At 37.7% G+C, this 19,378-nt stretch carries 22 protein-coding genes and 1 pseudogene; 5 read left to right on the top strand and 18 right to left on the bottom strand.

Annotated elements, in window-relative coordinates:
• Positions 1-345 (top strand): annotated as a pseudogene (gene abaF / locus C1642_RS19955) (fosfomycin efflux MFS transporter AbaF); the annotation flags it as partial.
• Positions 346-411: 66 nt separating this feature from the next.
• Here abaF and C1642_RS18345 read toward each other — a convergent pair.
• From C1642_RS18345 to C1642_RS18320, 6 genes are all read right to left on the bottom strand, one after another.
• Positions 412-1,164, bottom strand: a complete 753-nt coding sequence (locus C1642_RS18345) for an AraC family transcriptional regulator (protein WP_000177083.1) — start codon at positions 1,162-1,164, stop codon at positions 412-414.
• A 44-nt stretch (positions 1,165-1,208) separates the two neighbouring features.
• Positions 1,209-2,471 (bottom strand): FAD-dependent oxidoreductase, encoded by a 1,263-nt coding sequence (locus tag C1642_RS18340; RefSeq protein WP_103236718.1) that lies wholly within the window; start codon positions 2,469-2,471, stop codon positions 1,209-1,211.
• Positions 2,471-2,701 (bottom strand): (2Fe-2S)-binding protein, encoded by a 231-nt coding sequence (locus C1642_RS18335; RefSeq protein WP_000615330.1) that lies wholly within the window; start codon positions 2,699-2,701, stop codon positions 2,471-2,473. The genes C1642_RS18340 and C1642_RS18335 overlap by 1 nt, the downstream gene beginning before the upstream one ends.
• Positions 2,702-3,805 carry an NAD(P)/FAD-dependent oxidoreductase gene (locus C1642_RS18330; RefSeq protein WP_103236717.1) on the bottom strand — a complete coding sequence of 368 codons (1,104 nt, stop codon included), beginning with the start codon at positions 3,803-3,805 and terminating at the stop codon, positions 2,702-2,704.
• The gene (locus C1642_RS18325) at positions 3,802-4,734 is read right to left on the bottom strand and encodes a 4-hydroxyproline epimerase (RefSeq protein ID WP_000859582.1); all 933 of its coding nucleotides are present in this window, start codon (positions 4,732-4,734) and stop codon (positions 3,802-3,804) included. The genes C1642_RS18330 and C1642_RS18325 overlap by 4 nt, the downstream gene beginning before the upstream one ends.
• Before the next feature lie 168 nt (positions 4,735-4,902).
• Complete coding sequence (locus tag C1642_RS18320) at positions 4,903-5,586, bottom strand: GntR family transcriptional regulator (protein WP_000174668.1); 684 nt, start codon at positions 5,584-5,586, stop codon at positions 4,903-4,905.
• 417 nt (positions 5,587-6,003) lie between these two features.
• On the opposite strand from C1642_RS18320, the gene C1642_RS18315 reads away from it, so the two are divergent.
• Positions 6,004-6,912 (top strand): DMT family transporter, encoded by a 909-nt coding sequence (locus C1642_RS18315; protein ID WP_000106978.1) that lies wholly within the window; start codon positions 6,004-6,006, stop codon positions 6,910-6,912.
• Between the two features lie 56 nt (positions 6,913-6,968).
• On the opposite strand, the gene C1642_RS18310 is transcribed toward C1642_RS18315, so the two are convergent.
• The 4 genes from C1642_RS18310 to C1642_RS18290 form a co-directional block, all read right to left on the bottom strand.
• Positions 6,969-7,904, bottom strand: a complete 936-nt coding sequence (locus C1642_RS18310) for a dihydrodipicolinate synthase family protein (protein ID WP_000065199.1) — start codon at positions 7,902-7,904, stop codon at positions 6,969-6,971.
• 859 nt (positions 7,905-8,763) lie between these two features.
• Positions 8,764-9,198, bottom strand: coding sequence for an I78 family peptidase inhibitor (locus tag C1642_RS18300; protein WP_000720063.1), 435 nt, complete (start codon positions 9,196-9,198; stop codon positions 8,764-8,766).
• Between the two features lie 161 nt (positions 9,199-9,359).
• On the bottom strand, positions 9,360-9,812 hold the full coding sequence (gene soxR, locus C1642_RS18295) for a redox-sensitive transcriptional activator SoxR (RefSeq protein ID WP_103236716.1): 453 nt from the start codon (positions 9,810-9,812) through the stop codon (positions 9,360-9,362).
• A gap of 188 nt (positions 9,813-10,000) precedes the next feature.
• On the bottom strand, positions 10,001-10,288 hold the full coding sequence (locus C1642_RS18290; protein WP_000342965.1) for a hypothetical protein: 288 nt from the start codon (positions 10,286-10,288) through the stop codon (positions 10,001-10,003).
• A 426-nt stretch (positions 10,289-10,714) separates the two neighbouring features.
• Between C1642_RS18290 and C1642_RS18285 the strand changes: the two genes are divergently transcribed.
• Positions 10,715-11,374: an epoxyqueuosine reductase QueH gene (locus tag C1642_RS18285; protein WP_001007559.1), complete on the top strand. Its 660-nt coding sequence runs from the start codon at positions 10,715-10,717 to the stop codon at positions 11,372-11,374.
• A 314-nt stretch (positions 11,375-11,688) separates the two neighbouring features.
• Complete coding sequence (locus tag C1642_RS18280; protein WP_032044446.1) at positions 11,689-12,147, top strand: GNAT family N-acetyltransferase; 459 nt, start codon at positions 11,689-11,691, stop codon at positions 12,145-12,147.
• 79 nt (positions 12,148-12,226) lie between these two features.
• On the opposite strand, the gene C1642_RS18275 is transcribed toward C1642_RS18280, so the two are convergent.
• The 4 genes from C1642_RS18275 to C1642_RS18260 all read right to left on the bottom strand — a co-directional run bounded on the left by C1642_RS18275 (position 12,227) and on the right by C1642_RS18260 (position 15,862).
• Positions 12,227-13,384, bottom strand: coding sequence for a winged helix-turn-helix domain-containing protein (locus tag C1642_RS18275; protein ID WP_000204300.1), 1,158 nt, complete (start codon positions 13,382-13,384; stop codon positions 12,227-12,229).
• A 133-nt stretch (positions 13,385-13,517) separates the two neighbouring features.
• On the bottom strand, positions 13,518-14,696 hold the full coding sequence (locus C1642_RS18270) for a cyanate transporter (protein ID WP_103236715.1): 1,179 nt from the start codon (positions 14,694-14,696) through the stop codon (positions 13,518-13,520).
• Complete coding sequence (locus tag C1642_RS18265) at positions 14,696-15,178, bottom strand: nucleoside deaminase (protein WP_103236714.1); 483 nt, start codon at positions 15,176-15,178, stop codon at positions 14,696-14,698. The genes C1642_RS18270 and C1642_RS18265 overlap by 1 nt, the downstream gene beginning before the upstream one ends.
• Positions 15,179-15,193: 15 nt before the next feature.
• Complete coding sequence (locus C1642_RS18260) at positions 15,194-15,862, bottom strand: ankyrin repeat domain-containing protein (RefSeq protein ID WP_001232206.1); 669 nt, start codon at positions 15,860-15,862, stop codon at positions 15,194-15,196.
• A gap of 151 nt (positions 15,863-16,013) precedes the next feature.
• Between C1642_RS18260 and C1642_RS18255 the strand changes: the two genes are divergently transcribed.
• Complete coding sequence (locus C1642_RS18255) at positions 16,014-16,865, top strand: LysR family transcriptional regulator (RefSeq protein ID WP_032046190.1); 852 nt, start codon at positions 16,014-16,016, stop codon at positions 16,863-16,865.
• 2 nt (positions 16,866-16,867) lie between these two features.
• Here the strand turns inward: C1642_RS18255 and C1642_RS18250 are convergent, their stop codons facing one another.
• From C1642_RS18250 to tssK, 4 genes are all read right to left on the bottom strand, one after another.
• Entirely contained in the window at positions 16,868-17,821 is a 954-nt protein-coding gene (locus tag C1642_RS18250; RefSeq protein WP_000972583.1) for a M15 family metallopeptidase, read from the bottom strand.
• A gap of 7 nt (positions 17,822-17,828) precedes the next feature.
• A complete protein-coding gene (locus C1642_RS18245) occupies positions 17,829-18,431 on the bottom strand; it encodes a hypothetical protein (protein WP_103236713.1) in 603 nt (200 codons plus the stop codon).
• A gap of 12 nt (positions 18,432-18,443) precedes the next feature.
• On the bottom strand, positions 18,444-19,250 hold the full coding sequence (icmH, locus tag C1642_RS18240; RefSeq protein WP_000083629.1) for a type IVB secretion system protein IcmH/DotU: 807 nt from the start codon (positions 19,248-19,250) through the stop codon (positions 18,444-18,446).
• 17 nt (positions 19,251-19,267) lie between these two features.
• On the bottom strand, positions 19,268-19,378 hold a 111-nt coding region (tssK, locus tag C1642_RS19950; protein WP_228154009.1), incomplete at its 5' end, for a type VI secretion system baseplate subunit TssK.

Genomic DNA, 19,378 nt, shown 5'->3' with positions numbered 1-19,378 from the left:
TGGGGTTTTGTCGGCTTTCCTTTAATGGATACAGGCAATGACTGGCTCATTATGTTAGCAATTGTGCTTGGTTTATTTATTGAGTCCATGACCTATTCCCCTTACTCTGCCCTAATGACTGAGTTATTTCCTACTCATATTCGCTATACGGCGCTTTCATTTTGTTATCAAGTCGCACCCATTATGGCAGGTTCTCTTGCTCCATTAATTGCCTTAACCTTACTCAAAGAATTTAATAGCTCAATTCCGATTTCTTTATATTTGGTTGCCGCAAGTCTGATCTCTATAGTCTCGATTTTGCTGGTGAAAGAAACCAAAGGCCGATCTCTAGCTTTTAAAGATTAATCTTTAATATACAAATTCAACACTTAATAATCATTTTGGGTTGTTCTATACAACCCATTTTTTTATCTAAATATTTTTGATAGAGGCCCGATACAAAGTAGGTGACATGCCTGTATGTAACTTAAACTGACGACAAAAAGCACTATGGTCGGTATAACCACAGCGCAAACCAATTTGAGTAATCGGTAAGTCAGTCGTAAGCAGTTCAGTGGCGACTTGGAGACGAATTTTGCTAATCATTTGCCGAGGCGTTAAATGGTATATTTTTTTGCAATAACGTTCTAACTGAGCCACCGACACGCCAGCAATTGCGGTCAAATGCGCCAAAGTAATGGTTTCGGCGTAATTCTTTTTAATATATTCCTCAACTTGAACCATTTTATAAAAAGCAGGATGTGTATTTTCAGGCACATTTAAATCATTAGAAATACCCGCTATTCCTACTAAGTTTCCATCCGTATCAAATAATGGTTCTTTATAAGTTAAACACCAACCCGACTGATTTTTTGCATATAAATGTAGCTCTAATTGCTCTGTTAACTTTTTACCGCGGCGAATAACTTGTAAGTCTTGCGATGTATATATTTTTCCAAGTGAATGAGGAAAAACTTCAGAAGAGGTTTTTCCCAATATTGCAGTTTTATCTTTTAGACCGCAGCGATTTACTAATGTTTGATTGACAAAGACATAGCGTGCTTCGGTATTTTTGATAAAAAACACCACCGAAGATAGAGCATCAAACAATGGTTCTATACTTTCCAGATTTTTTAAGAAATCTTCCAAAGTGGTAGTTAGTTTCGGAATTTGAACCAAAGTCATGAGCTAGAGCGGACAAAGTTATAACTTGTCTACTCTAGAACATTTCATTTTTGATTTAAAGGAGAAGTAGACATCGCCATGAGACTTTTTACACGAGTAGGCAGTAATGGTGGTCTAGAGTTAGGCAACTGCCAATCAAACAGGCAGGCCGCTGCTGTTGCACATGTGCTTCCCTGACATGCTCCCATTCCACAGCGTGTATGTAATTTTGCATCAATCCAGCTACTACGCTTGGCAACCTTATCAAAAGTCACATCTTCACATCGACAGAAAATAGTTTCTGGCCGTGCAAGCGTTTTTAACTCAGCACGTAAATTGAAGCTTTTCTCAAGGAGATGTGCAAATAAACGATACCGTTGTCTTTGAGCAAATAATTGTCTCGCTTTCTCATTTTGGCCTATAGCAGCATAACCTGCGATGCTACCTTCAACCATCGCCAGCTCACTTCCGCCAAAACCTGTACACTCACCTGCTGCCCACACCTGTGGCTGTGATGTACGTTGATAGTCATCGACCGTAATCGCATTGTCCTTAATTTGACAACCCATTAACTGCCCTAATTGATTATTCGGTACTAAACCAAACCCGCACGCGAGTCGATCACACTCAATTTCAATGATTCCTTTCGGCGTTTGTAGTTTTACTCGTTCAAGGCGTTCCTGACCAATCGCTTCAATCACATAACTGTCAGGTTGATATAAACGATAAGGCAAAGATAACGCCTGTATTATTTTCGCAGGCCAACGCCAAAGTTGCAGTGCAAATTTACGAACGGAAGATGAAGCCGCCTGTTCAGCAACATAGAGAACTTGAGCCTCTGCTTTTTTTGCTGTATCCGCACTTGCTAAAAGTAAGGGTCCGGAACCTGCAATCACAATACGTTCATTTTTGACAGGTGTGCCTGCTTTAATTAAGGCTTGCAAACCACCTGCACCTGTTACACCAGGTAAAGTCCAACCGGGAAAAGGCAAAAACAGTTCTCTTGCACCCGTACACAATATAAGCTGGTGATAAGACAAGTTTAGGCTGTCGTGAGGTCGCTCAACGAGTAACTTGCCTGCAAAAGGTGCGGCGACAATTTTCGCACCAAACATAAATTCAATATTAGAATGAGCCTTGATTTGTTGATATTTCTGCTGCCCCATTTCAGGTACAGGGAAAATCGGTCCAGCGCGCCAGATTTGACCGCCCGCCTGTGGGTTATTATCCAATATTAAAATTCGCCTGCCACTTTCGGCGGCTGCAATAGCAGCTGACAACCCTGCAGGCCCAGCACCGACAACCACCACATCGTATTGTTTTTCCATTATTGTGTTTCCACCTTCATGTCTTGCTGGCACAGCGTCTGACAAGCAAGCACTCTGAGTCCATTAATATTGACACGACATTCCTGACACACTCCCATTCCACAAAATGGAGTGCGTTTTTCACCACAGACAGACAAACGGCTATAAGACTTCGCTTGTGCTAAAGCAGCAGCAACACTGGTACCCTCAATCACAGAAACCGATTGGCCGTTAATAAAAAGCTGAATCATCTATGCAGCTCCTATAAAACGATGAGGTAAAAAAGGTTCTGGATCTATATCAAAAGTTAAACCACATATGTGTGAGGCAATCAGTTTTGCTGTACCTGTTGCTGTGGTTACACCTAAACCTTCATGCCCTACCGCTAAATAAACCGATTGAAATGCAGGATGTCGTCCAATTACCGGAATACCATCGGGTGTGGCTGCGCGAAAGCCAGTCCATGCCCGAATAACATTAAGATCAGCCAAAGCTGGAAAATAATCGACAGCCTCTTTAAGTACCCGAGTAAAGACTTCTGGCTCTACAGTCGGATCAACCGTATTGAACTGACGAGATGACCCAATAAAAAGCTGGCCCGTCGGTCTAGGCTGAATATTACAAGCCACTGAAATTCCACTTGTCGCTTGAGTACTGGCCGCATAAGCCAAAGCCACTAACGTATGCTTTACATTTAATTCAGGGTAACGGTCAGTAATCGCCAAATGACCTTTTTTAGGTTCAATCGGTAGCTCTGGAAAAAAATCTGTCGCATGAATGCCATTAGCCAAAACGATATGCGCAGCTTCTAGCCATGTTCCATCACTTAACTGAACCCGATTTTCTTCAATATGAATAACTTTAGCTTGTTGAACCTGAACCTTGTGGGGAAATTTTTTTAATAGCCATTCAGCAGCACAAGGTGCATATAAAATTCCATCATCAAAAACTTCTAAACCACCATAAAGACCCTGCTTTAAGTGAGGTTCAAGCTGATGAACTTCATCTGCGTTTCGAAGTTGGCAACGGACACCTTGTGCAGTGAGACGTTGATATTTTTCCTCAGCAATCTGCATTTCTTCTGGGCTACTTGCCAGCCATAAAGTTGGCGTTTGGCGATAGGCACAGTCTTCCGAAAGTTCGTGTCCTAATTCATGCCATAGCTGAACTGACCAATGACTAAGTTTTAATTCGGCTTCCAAGTCATCCATAATGACCAAATGCCCCATGCCCGCGGCTGTGGCACCACCGATCCGAGCATCCAAAACTTGCACATTTAACCCTTGCCGAGCCAATTCATAAGCACATGCCGCCCCCACAATACCTGCACCAATGACGATGGCATCGGTTCTCATAGCTGAATACCCCAAGCAAATGGGTCATTTTCATCCATAAATAAAGTTGCTTCGGCACTCATGTAAGCTTCACCACGAATGGTTGGAATCACATATTCCCCCGCTTGTTCATATGAGGCAATAAACTGGCTACCGATAATGCTGGCTTGTTTCCATAACTTTCCTGGCTCAAGTTTGCCATCTGCGGCCAAGCAAGCAATTTTCGCACTCGTTCCAGTTCCACACGGTGAACGGTCATAAGCCTTGCCTGGACAAAGCACGAAATTTTTACTGTCTGCTTCGGTGTCACTTGCAAATAATTCGATATGGTCAATTTCTTGCCCATCTTTACCGGTTATTCCTTGTGCCGTAAGAGCTTGTCTAACCGTCCACGCATATTCAGTAAGTTGATCCAAATTATCACTTGAAACACGTTGACCATGATCATTAATCAAGAAGAACCAGTTACCGCCCCATGCAATATCACCAGTAACTTTCCCATATTTTTCAACATCAACTTCGACTGCTTTTTTATAACGATATGCCGGTACATTTCGCACACTCACTGAATGATCTTCATGCAATGTCGCTTCAACATCACCTACTGGAGTTTCAATTAAATGCGTGCCTACTTGTATTTTTCCCAAGTGTGCTAACGAAGCTACCAAACCAATCGTGCCATGACCACACATGCCTAGGTAGCCTGTGTTATTAAAGAAAATAACGCCCGCGCTCGCTTTGGGATTCACTGGCTTACACAATAATGCGCCAACCAACACATCATTACCGCGCGGCTCTAACATGGTTGCTCTACGGAAATGGTCATATTGTTCTGATAATATTTTTCGGCGGCTTTCCATATCTCCTGTGCCTAAATCAGGAAAACCTTCAAGCACTAATCGTGTTGGTTCACCACCAGTATGAGAGTCCAAAATTTTTACTGTTTTCATAGAAGTATCCTTACATTTTCCTTTAGGATGACTGATCTCAAAACAGCAAGCTTGATCGTTTTCTTATAAATCTATGACGAAATCAGCATAGTGAAAACTTACTTCAGCTAAAATAAAGACAAAAAAATTAGGCCATTGGCCTAATTGAAATGATAAAGAATGCAGCGCTTATTTTTTCACATTTTTATGGTGAGGTAAGTGCTCATAAAGTGATTGGCAAACACCATTAATATGCTCTTCAATTAACTTAACCGCCAAATCAACATCCTTGGCTTTACAGGCTTTCACAATTTCTTTGTGCTCATCATTTGCACGCGATTTGCCTTCGGAAACATTCATCTGCAATCTTAAATAACGCTCAATTTTATCGTAAATAGAACGAATTAATCCGAGCATATAAGGCCGTTGTGCTGGTTCATAAAGGCACGCATGTAACTGCCAATTTAGTGTTGTCCAGCTTCCAATATCCATGTTATCGATAAAGGCATTACAAATTTCATCTGCCTTTTTATAAGTCTCTTCTGTCATATTCGGCACGGCGAGCTGAATCAGCTTCGTTTCTAACATAACCCGTACTTCAAAAATCTGAGCTAATTCTTCTTCAGAGATTCGGGTCACAATTGCACCGCGATTTTTTATAAACTCTACTAAGCCTTCGGCTTCAAGTTGCTTTAAGGCTTCACGTACCGGAATTTTGCTGACATTAAATAGCTTGGCAATTTCATCCTGACGGATAGGCTCACCTTCAGCAATATGCCCTGCAATAATTGCTTCTCTAATATATTTGACAATAACTTCAGATACCGAAGGCATTGCACCAAGATTTGATACATTAAAAGATGGTAGCGTCACGAATATTCTCTTAACCTCAAAATATGACACAAACAAAAGGATGATAATTTTAGTCATCCACCATAATGAAATTATTGCTTTGAAAGCATCATTTTCGGTACGGTTTATCCTTCATACAAAGCTTTTAAAAACTATTTTTATATCACTACAAACCAATAATTTTTAAAATCATTCCTATACAAAGTATACTTTATACCATTTAATTCACAAAACTATTATTAGACTATGCCGAAATCGTCATTATTTTATTGTATTTAACCAAGCAAATCGTCATAAATACCAGCATACTACCCTGTTCTCTTGACGGGAAACTGTCAAAAATTCTTATCCATTGAGCTGATTATTCCTTACAAGGTAAAAATTATTATCTTGTAGAAATCTTGCTGCATAAAACTTTCAGAGTTTGAGTCACTTCATATGAGTACGCCAACAGAAGCAAAATTTTCCCTGACTTATTATACGGGTTTCTTATCTGTACTATTTGCTGCTTTTCTATGGGGTACGGCAGGCACAGCAGCATCTTTTGCAAAGGGCATCAGTCCACTTGTGATTGCTACCATTTCTGTAGGTTTCGGTGGTCTAATTCACACATTTTTAAGTTTAAAAGCCATTAAAAAAGATTACCGAAAGCTTTTTGACTATAAAACCAAAGTTTTGATTGCCGTCATTGTTTCTATTCTTTGTCCGTTTGCTTTTTATTCTTCGGTCTCATTAGCTGGTGTTTCAATTGGTACTGTTATTTCAATTGGCTGCGCCCCTTTGTTTTCAGTTATGCTTGAGTGGTTATTAGATAAACGTAAGCTTTCATTAAAATGGCTTATCAGTTTTATTCTTGGTTTTTTAGGAGTCGTTTTACTCTCATATGCAGGCGAACATAGTCACCAACATCAAGGCGTCCAATCCGAACGGCTATTAGGTGTATTTTTTGGCTTACTCTCAAGTCTGAGTTATGCAACATATTCATGGATTATGAAAAACTTAATCCATAAAGGCATCGACTCAAGAGCTGCCATGGGCGTGATCTTTGGGATTTCAGCAGTTCTGTTATTACCTACTTTATTAATTACAGCAACTCACCTATTTAATTATCCAAATAATATTTGGGTAGCCCTTTATATCCCAATCGTACCTATGTTCTTAGGCTATTTATTTTTTAGCTTTGGTTTAAAACGTATTCCAGCCAGTCAAGCCATGACGTTAGCTTTGGTCGAAATTCCTGTTGCAGCTTTATTGGCAGTTGTTGTAGTAGGCGAAAGTTTAACAATGAATAGTTATTTAGGCTTAGTTTTAATATTCCTCTGCGTTATTGTTCTCACTAAAAAATAAATAATAGAAGTAAAAAAGAGGCTAAATCGTTAGCCTCTTTTTTTATAGATATTTGCTTAGATTTCAGCTGACCAGTTACGGTACCAAGTACGGAATAATTCATACTGAGTTTCAACGTATTTACGTTGTGATTCACTCAATGCATCCGTTTCGTTAAAATGTAAGGTATATTCTTTATCGCCATTAAGTACCATTAAGTACTTGTAATAAAGGACTAAATCAGTACCTTCATCAAAAGACGATAAAACTTCTAAAGCGCTTGATAATTCTTGTGCCAAACGACGAGCTTTCGCATCCCCTGCTGCAGCTTTCTTACTAAGGTCAACCAACTGCAAAACTTCTTTAGGCAAAGCATTACCAATGCCCGTAATTGCACCCGTTGCATTGCAGTTAACAAAACCATGGAAAACCTGAGTATCTACACCAGCCATTAATGTTACAGAATCATCTTGAGAAGTGATGAACTCAGCTGCATAACGCATATCAGCAGCACCGCCAAACTCTTTAAAACCAATTAAGTTTGGAAATTCACGGCGTAATTCAAAAAACAAATCTGCACGAGTCGCAAATCCATAATACGGGCTATTGTAAATTACCGCAGGTAAGCTAGGAGCAGCTTTTAAAATCGCAGAAAAGTGTGCCTTTTGTGCAGTTGGTGATGCACCACGTGATAATACACGTGGAATTACCATAAGCCCTTGTGCACCTACTTTTTCTGCATGAGCTGCATGAGAAACTGCTTCTTTTGAATTAACTGCCCCAGTACCCACAATTGTCGGAATACCAGCAGCTACAAGTCGTGCTACCCCTTCTTGACGTTGAGCTTCGGTCAATAAAGGCCAATCGCCCATTGAACCACAATACACTACCGCACTCATTCCCGCTTCAATAAGCTCATGCCCTTTTTTCACAAGCGCATCAAAATCTGGCTCACGGTTAGGAGTACATGGAGTCATTAGCGCCGGGATACATCCTGTGAAGATATTACTCATAATTATTCCTCAGTAATATAGTTAAAACTATTGGTAGTTGTACTTTTGAGTTAATCCATCTCAAAAGTTATGGAATGGGTATCAATAGCTGTCCAATCATTCTTCATATATCGTATACGATATACATAAAAAAGAATAGTCTTTGTTCTAAAATTCTTTTCATCTAAAAAAACGTATAAAAAACAAAGATAAAAACTGTAGAACTGATAAATAGGATATGTTTTGAAAGCTTTTTTCTGATTTATTAATAATAAGATTCAAAAATTAAACGGGTCTGAAGTAAATTATTTACTTTCAAAAATGGTTAAAAAAGATACAGAAAACATTAGCCATTAGTCGCACATCCCTATTTTTACTCATTTTTACTGGTAAAGTGCTCTACATGGTTTGATACAACCTACTTAACTCAGATGCATAATTCACCTGTTACCTGCATCTGAAGTTTTTCTGCCTCTAGTCCGCTAGGGGCTTTTTTTATGATTACTTAAAATATGTTCTATTCAATGGGTTGGAATAATACAAAGAAAAAAGCCTACTCAAGAAGCAGGCTTTTTAATCATTTATTTTGAATCATTGGCTTTTTTAACTTTAGCATCGTAATGACGATAGCAATAACCAAAAACTGCTCCAGCACTAAAGAAAAACATTGCTTGCATCATAGCTCGGTCCTACACATGATTTAAAAGGAACTTAAAACTTAACACCTATGGTTGTTTTTCTTTGAATGAGGTTTAACAGGTTTTTGTGCATTATGAAAATTTATGTGATTAAGCTTAACAATTTATTTGGCTGCCTAAAAAAAGCCTGTCTTTTGACAGGCCTTCTTGTTCGAACTTAAATTAATTCTTTAATTAAAGAATTAACCACATGTTGCTTGAGTAATTTTTTTAGAAGTTGGATCAATTGTGACAGTTACTCGATTTGAACGATAATCCATTGTCATCGGTTGACCTGGAGCAACTTTACGAACAATTTCTGACTTCGTTTTTTGCTTAATTTGATCATCGGTTAAACCAGATTGCCCAACTAATTTTTGAGCTTCTTCTGAAACACAGTTCGCCTGATTATCACGGAATAATTTCCACTCTTCGACGACTTGTCCATTTGGCAAATGGCAATAACCTACCTGACCATTTGCTTCATTTCTAATTTCTAATTTCCCGCCTTGTTCAACGCAATATTGACTAGCAGGATTTGGTGAACCAATTTTTGGAGGAGTTGAATCTTTATGTTGTACTGATGAGCAAGCCGTTAACGAAACAAGCGCTAAACCAAGAAAGATAATTTTTTTCATAAATTTTGCTTCTTACTAAAAGAAATAAAGATATCAAAAAAATTTATGTTTTATATGACTTGTTTACAATAAAAAACCTTCATAGAGAGCAACTTACAAAATAATTCTCTATTGCAAATGTTAAATTATGATGCGTTATATCTAACAATAAAATTTATCTTCTATGGTCTTTCTAAAATACGCGGCCCGGCACCTTCTTGCCCCAACACATCATTTGGATTTCTTAATGGACATTGTTCTAATGACAAACAACCACATCCAATACACCAATCCATTTCGTCTCTGAGTCTTGTGAGTTTTTGAATACGCTCATCCAAATTCTTCCGCCAATCGAGAGATAGCTCTTTCCATTGTTGTGCAGTTAATTTAGAACCCATCGGATATTTACTTAGGGCTTGTTTTATTTCATCTAATGGAATACCAACTTTTTGAGCAATTTTAATGATCGCAATGTAGCGTAACACCACTAGAATAAAACGGCGTTGGTTACCATTGGTTCTTATACTTTTAATTAAACCTTTAGATTCGTAAAAATGAAGGGTTGAAATTGCAACACCGCTACGTTTTGCAACCTCACCAACCGTTAATAAACGACTTTGATTCCTTTCACTCATTTTTATTAATCTCAAGCTTAGTTGAGGTCTTATAAAAGGATGCTAGAATTTTGTCAAATTGCCATCTAACTTTAACCTTTCAGCAATTTAAGCTATTTATAAAAATTAAAAACTATAATTTGCAAAATTGAATAAAAAATCATCAAAATTATTTAAATTCATTATTCATTTTAGATTCAATAAAAATATTATGGTCTGTTTTCACAACCACATATCCAGAACATATTATAAACAAATGGCATAGGTGCACCTAAAGGATAGACTTTAGCCTCCTCTATTTTATATGTCTTTTTTCTTGATTCGATATGTAAAATACTATCGCAACGTGCAATTACAGTTCCTTTTTTATATAGTTTTTTTCTTTCATTTTTTGCATCGAATTTATATACCAAAAAGTAAACTTTTTCCCCTACCTCTATCCTTGAATGATTAACCATAATGTAACCATTACAATACTTACATTGCCAATCGTCCATATCTTAAAATATCACATACTCAAATGAGAAAAATAGAATAACTGTTTTAGTATAAATTTATTAAAAATATAAATCTAAAAAAATATTTAAATTTAAAAAATAATACTTATTTGAGACGTTCATCACACAATTTTCCTAGCTAAAACTTAGTAGATAAATATATAAAAGACAAATAGTTACACAAATATAAAATTATTCCTATTTTCTATAGAGTGCACTTTTTTAACAATAGAAAGTTAAAATTATTTTTAATAATATTACACAAATATAATATATTATTTGTTATATGTAATAAAATTAAAAAATACTTTATTATTCAGCACAAATAATAAAGATTAGATATTTTCATCATTAATTGAAAAAAATTCATTTTTATAAGCAGTTAAAAAATCTAAAATATATAAAAATATAACTTATTTTTTAATTATGGCTATTCAACGTCAAAAACTCGAACTCCCATCTGGACATAATAAATTATTACTCCATTCTTGCTGTGCTCCCTGCTCTGGAGAAGTAATGGAGTCATTAATTGAGTCTAATATAAACTTTTCTATATTCTTTTATAATCCTAATATTCATCCGGTAAAAGAATATCTCATTCGTAAAGAAGAAAATATCCGCTTCGCAGAAAAACATAATATTCCCTTTATTGATGCAGATTATGACACCGATAATTGGTTTGCCCGTGCTAAAGGTATGGAAAATGAACCTGAACGCGGTATCCGCTGTACCATGTGTTTTGATATGCGCTTCGAGCGTACCGCTTTGTATGCATATGAACATGGGTTTAGTCTAATCAGCAGCTCTTTAGGGATTTCAAGATGGAAAAATATGGCGCAAATCAATGACTGCGGGATTCGCGCTGCTTCACACTATCCCGATATTCAGTACTGGGACTACAACTGGCGAAAAAATGGTGGCTCTAGCCGCATGATTGAGATTAGTAAACGTGAAGAATTCTACCAGCAAGAATATTGTGGCTGTGTGTATTCCCTACGTGATACGAATCGCTGGCGTATGAGTAATGGTCGAGATCGCATTAAAATAGGTGTTAAGTTTTATAGTAATGCAATGGAAAATGATTAAAAAAACTTATAGCGATTCAAAAATAAATATTTAATTATATTTATTTACTTCTAGATTTTTCTAACCGCAAATAAAAAGAGCCACATCTGGAGAATGTGGCTAAAAGGTGTACTTAGACGAGCTTTGTTTTATTAGAATAATAAAGCTAGCTTAAAATAAGATTAATAAAAAAATTTTTATTTTAGAAAGTTATAAAAATAAGCTATTTCTTTTCTCATCAAATTTATTGTGTTAGTTTTTAATACTTTAATGTTTCTATAAAACATTTATATCCAACATATAATTTCATCAATTAGTCAGAATGAAGTGTAATTATGATTCAAAATGAAACGATCGAAGTCTCGCCAGTTCAACAACAAGACTATACTCAATGGTTAGAATATTGGGTTGCCTATCAAAATTTCTATCAGGTCAATTTACCCCTCCATATCACAAAAATGACTTGGGATCGTTTTTTCGATGAAAAAGAACCTATTTATTGTGCAGTTGCCAAAAATAAAGAAGGTATTTTAGGTTTTGTCACTTATATGTTTCATCGGTCTACTTGGGCAGAAAATAACTACTGTTATTTAGAAGATCTGTATGTATCACCTGAAGTTCGTGGACGACACATTGGTAAACAGCTTATTGAGTATGTACAGAAGCAAGCCACCAAACATAGCTGTGAACGTTTATATTGGCATACTCAAGAAAGCAATCAAACAGCCCAAAAGCTCTATGATTGGATTGCACAAAAGCCCGGCGTTATTCAATACCGTATGTCTTTGAACTAAGCGAAGTTAAACACCAAAAATTTTTACTCTTTTGGTGTTTTAGCTTTAATCATTTTTGACTACCCAAATAGATTGATACTTAAAGCTTGCTGCGAATGAGTTTGACTACCTTATCATTCACAGTTGAGCATTGATTAAATGCTGCAAAACGCTTGAGTTCCTGATCTAATTCAAAAAAGAAATGCTCTTTATCTTTTACCGTTTTTTCTAAATGTAGACTAATCACTTCTAGTTCTTTTACTGTCCGGTGTGCTTTACAGTCGATTCGTCCTACTAACTCATTTTGATAAAGAATAGGCAAACAAAAATATCCAAATACCCGTTTGGCCGCTGGTACATAGCATTCGATCCGATAATCAAATTCAAATAAAGAAGTTAAACGGTCACGATGAATAAGAGAGTTATCAAAAGGCGAAAGTATTTTTAGACCAAAATCAGTATCCAATTGTTGCTCTATTGCAGTTACATCCACATATAGAGTTTGCCCATCTGCAAGTTTAATCGCTGATACGACACCTGCATCAATCTGCTCTTTTAGCACGACACGCATGGTTTCTTTTAAATCATTTTTCTTTAAATGAACCAATTGTTTCCACGTAAATGCACCATGAGCTCGAAGCGTATTATTAAATAAATACTGAGCATATTCGTAAAGCGTAGGCAAACTTAAATCAATATTTTCAGGTAGGCAGCGTTCAGTTAAATCGTAAACTTTTTCCATACCATTACGTTCACAGATCATCAGGTCACCTTGCATATATAACTGCTCAAAAGCACGGCGGCCTGGACCGGTATTCCACCAATTCCCTAAACTCTCTTTATTTTTCTTATCAATATCCCTTAACCGAATTTTACCTTCGGCACGAACACGTGCCAGAATTTCATTCATAAGGCGTTGATCGCCTCTATTAAAATAGCGACTTTCCCCTTTTCTGACAGACATCATTGCCGGTAATGCATATCGATAATCTTTCATAGGAAGATAAGATGCCGCATGATACCAATATTCGAAAATCTGCCGCTCACGAACCAAACTGTTTAAATGGCTTAAATCATAATTTGGCACTCGACTCCACAATATATGGTGATGAGCACGTTCAACGACAGATATGGTATCAATCTGTACATAACCTAAATGCTCAATCGCCTCTAATGTTCCTTGCCTACCTGCTGCGAATGGACTATTTTTTCCTAAGCCCTGTTTTAATAAAGCTATTTTTTTCAAAGAAGATGTCATAAAAATCAAATATTGTTGTGTTCATTTAAAAACTGAAAGTTTCAATATTATCCTATCACTTTTATTTAACTATCTTCCCTTCAAAATAGTATTTCTTTAGGTCCGTAATATTCTTTACTCACCTAAACCTTTATTAGTGAATTTTGTTATAACTTCTTGGAGCTAACCTTACCACTAACACAATGACCAATATCACACTACATAAATGAAAAATCCAGCCTGCCTTATAAGTCCCTGTAAAGTCATGCAAAGCTGCTACAAACCAAGGCGGTATTGCAGCAAGTAAAAAACCGCCTCCTTGCATAAGTGCAGATAAAGCACCCGCATTGTTCGGCTCTTCAAAATGGTCTAATGCCACAATAAGTGTTAAGGCAAAACAACCTCCCAAGCCTATTCCTAAACAAATTGCCCATAACACAGAGGCAAATTCAGGTATAAAAGCAAGTCCTGCAAAGCCAGCAAATTGCATGAATAGAGTAAACCACAACCACGGACGTCGATCTTTATATTTCCTAGCTAAAATAGGCAAAGACAGAGCCGAGGCTGCTTGACTCAAGGCAAGTAAGGCAAGCAATTTCCCACTTTGAGAAATACTCCAGCCATGATCTTGAAACGAAGGTGCCAACCACGCAACCACCGAAGAATAGCCACCATTGACCAAACCAAAACACAGCATTAACAACCATGTTCTAGGTTTCTTTAATAATGTTTTTACAGGTGACAGATGGGCAGTCGAACTTACAATGGAGGGTAAAAAAATAAATGTTGATACTAATGCTAATACAGCGGGTATAGTAAAGAAAGCCAGCCCCAGTGACCATAGACCCGTTATATTGGAAATCACAGGTGCCAACCATGCGCCTAGTGCGCCACCACCCATAAGCATAGCTGAATAAAGCCCCATCATAGGCCCGATATGTTGACTAAACTCTCGTTTAATAATTCCTGGAAAAGCAGCCTGTATTAGCGCGACGCCTAAACCAATAATTATTGCACTAGCAATTACGCCCTCAGCTGTAGGAAATAAAAATCTAAGTGCGCATCCAATACATATAGTCAGCAAAGCACCCAAAACAACTCTGCGTTCTCCAACCATGCTCTGTACGATTGGACCAATAAAGGCAATAAGTCCCATCAACATCATGGGCAATAAAGTGAGTAAAGCTATTCCTTGTAGACTTAATCCGGTACCTACTCGAATCTTTGAGACTAAAGGACCAATACTGGTCATAAAAGGCCTTAAATTGAGTGCAACCAGAGCGACTGTCAAAATAAGCATGGGACGAGCCAAGAAAGCTCCAGTCTGCTTCATTACTTTAGGCCCGATTGCTTAGCTTTATAATTTTTCCAAAACACATAAAGGTCGGTACGGTCTTCAAATCGAACAGGCACATATTCGATTTTCATGGACTGTTCAGCAAATGGTTTTACAAGATCGGCATATATTTCAGCTGTAGATAAACCAAACGGTGCGCCATCTTCATTAGAATAAGCATAGTTAACTGTTTTTATACCCGCTAAACGCATTGCAGCCATACACATAGGACATGGATGCCCGCTTGCAAATACCGAACAGCCTTCTAAATTCGCGGTTCCTAGAACTTGGCTGGCTGCCCGAATCGCCAATAGTTCAGCATGTGCAGTCGGATCATTGGTTGTCAAAATTTGATTGACACCTGAAGCAATTACTTTGCCATCTTTTACAATTACTGCACCAAATGGTCGGCCACCTTTTTCTATATTGTTATAAGCAAGCTCAATGGCTTGACGTAAAAATTCCTGATTTTCTTTCATTTATTCCTCCTCAATCTACTTTGCACCAGCTACAAGCAGGAGTTTTTCAATTTCACGATACCCTCTTGTACGTGCATGTTGTAATGGTGTGATCCCATCTTTATCTGCCAAATTCGGATTGGCACCAGCTTTTAGCAAAAGTGCCACAATTTGCTGATAATTGGATTTGCCATTACCTAAAATGATTGCTTCTAGTAAAGCTGTCCAACCTAAATTATTGACATGATTTACGTTTACACCTGCAGCAATTAAAGTACGGACAGTTTCTACATGGCCCCGTTCTGCTGCTGGAATAAGCGCGGTTCCCCCATAACGGTTAGTACTCTTTAAATCGGCACCATGCATGAGTGTCATTCGTAAAATTTTTAAATAACCTTGTGCGCCTGCATACAAATAAGGACTATCTTGTATATTATCTTTAGCATTTACATCTGCGCCGGCCTCAATCAACATATGAGCAGCATGTATATTGTTTGCTCTTGTTGCCACCATTAATGCTGTTGAACCTGTTTCATCACGTGCATCAATTAAGGTCTTTTGAGACAAAATATGTTTTATTAACTGAATATCATCATTTGCAGCTGCCATGTGTAAAGGGTATTCATCCTTTGCATTTACCACATTTGTAAAACCCAAAGCACCCATCGCAATGATCAGATTGATCCATATGAGGGACTTACGCATGAAACACTCCAAATAAAAATGAATTGCATAACAATTTGGCATTAGAATAAGCGCGCTTAAAAGTATTTGGAAATTAAATTATTTAATCGATTGTATTAAGATTATAAATACTTAAGCATCTTGTTCTCTGCGTTATTGATGGTATTCATTTATGTTTGACCCTCGTCTTCTTCGTGCATTTGTGACCATTTTTGAAAGTGGTAGTTTTACAGCCGCCGCTGATAAGTTACATCTGACACAATCAACTATTAGTCAGCAGTTAGCACGCCTCGAAGAATCGGTTGGACACTCCCTGATTGATCGCACAGCAAGACCATTACAGTTAACAGCTTCAGGTGAATATTTAATTGGTTATGCTCAAAGGATTTTGACGCTTCAACAAGAGGCCGAGGCGGTCTTAAAAGATCCAGCTGGCAGCATCCCTATTCGAATTGGATTGCCAGAAGATATGATGAGTACTGCTATGGCAGAAGTTTTCGGTCTATTTGCTCAAGAACATCGTACTATTCGGTTAGATGTCACTTCAGGCTTAAGCCGTAACCTGACAGAGCGCTATCGTAATGGTGAACTGGACATTGTTATTGTGAAAGAATCAGCGGCCAGCGCCGATTGTTATGCCTCTTTTCCTGAAGAAATGGCATGGTTTGAAAGTAAAAATGCGATTACGCCTTTGTCTGAACCAATTCGTTTAGTGACCTTTCCTCAAGGTGGACTTTACCGAGATGAAATGTTTGAAACATTAGAACGTGAACGGCGACGTTGGTATATTGCTTTTACAGGCAGTAGTTTAGAAAGTGTTCTAGTAAGTGTCGAAACAGGTTTGGGAATATCTTTACTGCCAGTTAGTACCACAAAAGGCCGTCGTGTACGTAGATATAAATCTTTAGGTGAAGCTTCACCTATGGTTGTTTCAATTTATACATGGGAAAAAGCTGGGTTGATTTCCCAGCTTGTCGATCACATGACTACCGTTTTACATGATCGCTTCCAATCAGGCTCATAGGTTTAACTTATGTCATTTAAGCTTTCAGCAATCAGCTTTTCCGCCATTTCTTGAGTTTTCTTCAAGCCTGGCATTCTATATTCTGTATGGCCATAATCTTGTATAGATTTCCAGCGACCACCCCAAGTAAGCCCGACGGACTCAGCAACTTGCCCATATAGGCGGTAACCCTGCATAGCCCATGGGTCACGTTCAGAAATAACAACTTTACCGTTTCGCTTAAAGGCCACATCTGCCGCTAAACCAAATTGATGATAACTTTGATACCCTTTTGCTCTGGTTGTATTCGGATTGCCTGCCAACATATTTTGACGTGCTGGACTACGATAACCTTCAAGCAAAACAAGTTCATAACCATATTGTTCTTTCATAATTTTAAAGACCATAAGCAAACGCTGCTTATAGCGTGGGTTCATTTTATCCCACTTACGGTTGACTAAACTCGTATCTAAAATCGCACGGCCATCAAAACTTGTATTATCAATTGGTGAAGAATTTATAACACCACTTTCTTGAGAAGCATATTGCTGCTCTAACTGAGTTGCTTCAACAATTGCAGCTTCAATCAGGCTTTCATCTACTTCAGGTGGAGGCGATAATATTTCTCCATTTAATAATGCATAAATTTGCGGATCAGTTTTTTTAAGATACTCGGCTTCAATTCGTGTTGAACTGATTGGTCGAGTAAAAGCAAAAATTAAAATACTGGCAAATAAAAAAAATCCTGCAATTACAATCCACCACTGCTGTAAATGCCAATGTGATTGTAGTTTTTCAGGAGCCGCAGCCTGATTCATTGTTTGAGCAAATTGTCTAACTTGATTTAGCTGCCGACGCCCCTGAGGTAATAAAGATAGAACAAATGTTCTACCCTTATTTCTTAACTCATAAGACATCAAAAATGCTAGCCCTATAGCAAGACAAGCAAAACAAAAGAAAATTAGAAAAATCATCATGACTTAACTAATTCACAGCAAATGGACTTCGTGTAATCTTAATATCAACCGAAGCTTTAGGTGGTTCCACATCAGCCTCTTGTTCAACCGGAGCTTTATTTACCTCAGCGGGTTTGGCTTGAACCACTTTCATCTGGGTAGCCGGTTTTTGCTGAACTACCTGTAGTTTTGGCTGTACAGGTTTAGCTACAGCCTGTTGCTTAGGTACAACCTGTTCACCTGTTAACTGTGCATCAAAAGGTGAAACACGTTGTGGGTTAGGTTCGGCCTCTTTATGAGGAGCAGGCTTAAAAATGTTACTTAACTCATTCTCTTTAGGTTGCTCAAAACCATCATGGCTCATCGGATCAGTTTGCTCTTGCTGATCACTTACTGCTTGGTCATGTGCAGAAGAATTAGTCATCAAGACTTGGTCAAGCTCCTGATCTTGATTCGATTTGCTCTCAACACTTGTAGGGTCGGATGAATACGGTTGAGACAAGAACAGGAACAGCGAGATACTTACAAAAACACCTGCAATAATACCAATGATGATATAGATTACGGGTGATCTCGACTTTTTTTTATTCGATTGCAAAACTCGAATAGAAGTTGGTTTTTCCTGAGCCATTTCTTTCCATCATCAAGGTAAGTAAATTGTAATATGTGCCTGCTCTTGTGGGGCAGAAATCACATTTTGATAATTAGATAATGCTTTATCATTTTGATTATTAAGCATAAATCTTAAACCTGCAAAGGTAAGTAATGCAAAAATCAATAAGAAAATCAAAATCCAGAAAAAAGGTAACTCACGATGGATAATATTTCGTATCTGATCAGGAATTGCCGAGAATGGCGAAAAAGCCACTTTTTTCCCTTTCAGATAATCAATTTCATCGCCTACTCGTGCCACCAAATGGTTAAGGCTTTCAATTGACTCAATTCGGTATTTACCCTGAAAACCTAATAATAAGCAGTAATGGAAGACTTCAAGAGCAGCTAATCGCTCTTTTCCACGACTACGTAGTTGCTCTAAAATTTCGAAGAATTGATAACCCGCTAACTGTGAACCAAACAGGCTTAACTGTAATGGACTAATTAACCAAGAATTTTGTAAATTAAAATAACTTGGGTCTTGCTGGGTTACGATCGTTTCATCAATTAGCGCACAAAACGCATATTTAGCATCATGAATATCATCAGCTGAAAATTGTAACTTTTTCGCTTGTTGCTCAAATCGATTAAGCAAATCTAGAATTTTTTCACGAAAGCGCTGTGGATCAGCTGGCACATACTGATTTCGAATTAAAAAGATTAAGTAAAAACCATCATGCAATAAATCAATCAGATTAATTGCCTGTAATTTTACTTGGGACTGGCTATTATTATTCCCCCCTGTCCCAATTTGCCCATCGTCAAATAAAGAAGGAGCACCTGTAGATTGTGACATTTTTCTCTCCTTTATCTTTAAGCGTTCATGACCGCAATCAGCTCAATACTGATATCTTGGAATCCAGCCGGAACATAAATACAAATCGTTTCTGAATCCAACATACGTTGATAGAGTTCATGATGCGG

Source organism: Acinetobacter sp. AKBS16 (assembly GCF_002899995.1).
Taxonomy (GTDB): domain Bacteria; phylum Pseudomonadota; class Gammaproteobacteria; order Pseudomonadales; family Moraxellaceae; genus Acinetobacter; species Acinetobacter baumannii.
The sequence above is the reverse complement of the archived record's forward strand: the minus strand, read 5'-3'. Positions and strand labels throughout refer to the sequence as shown.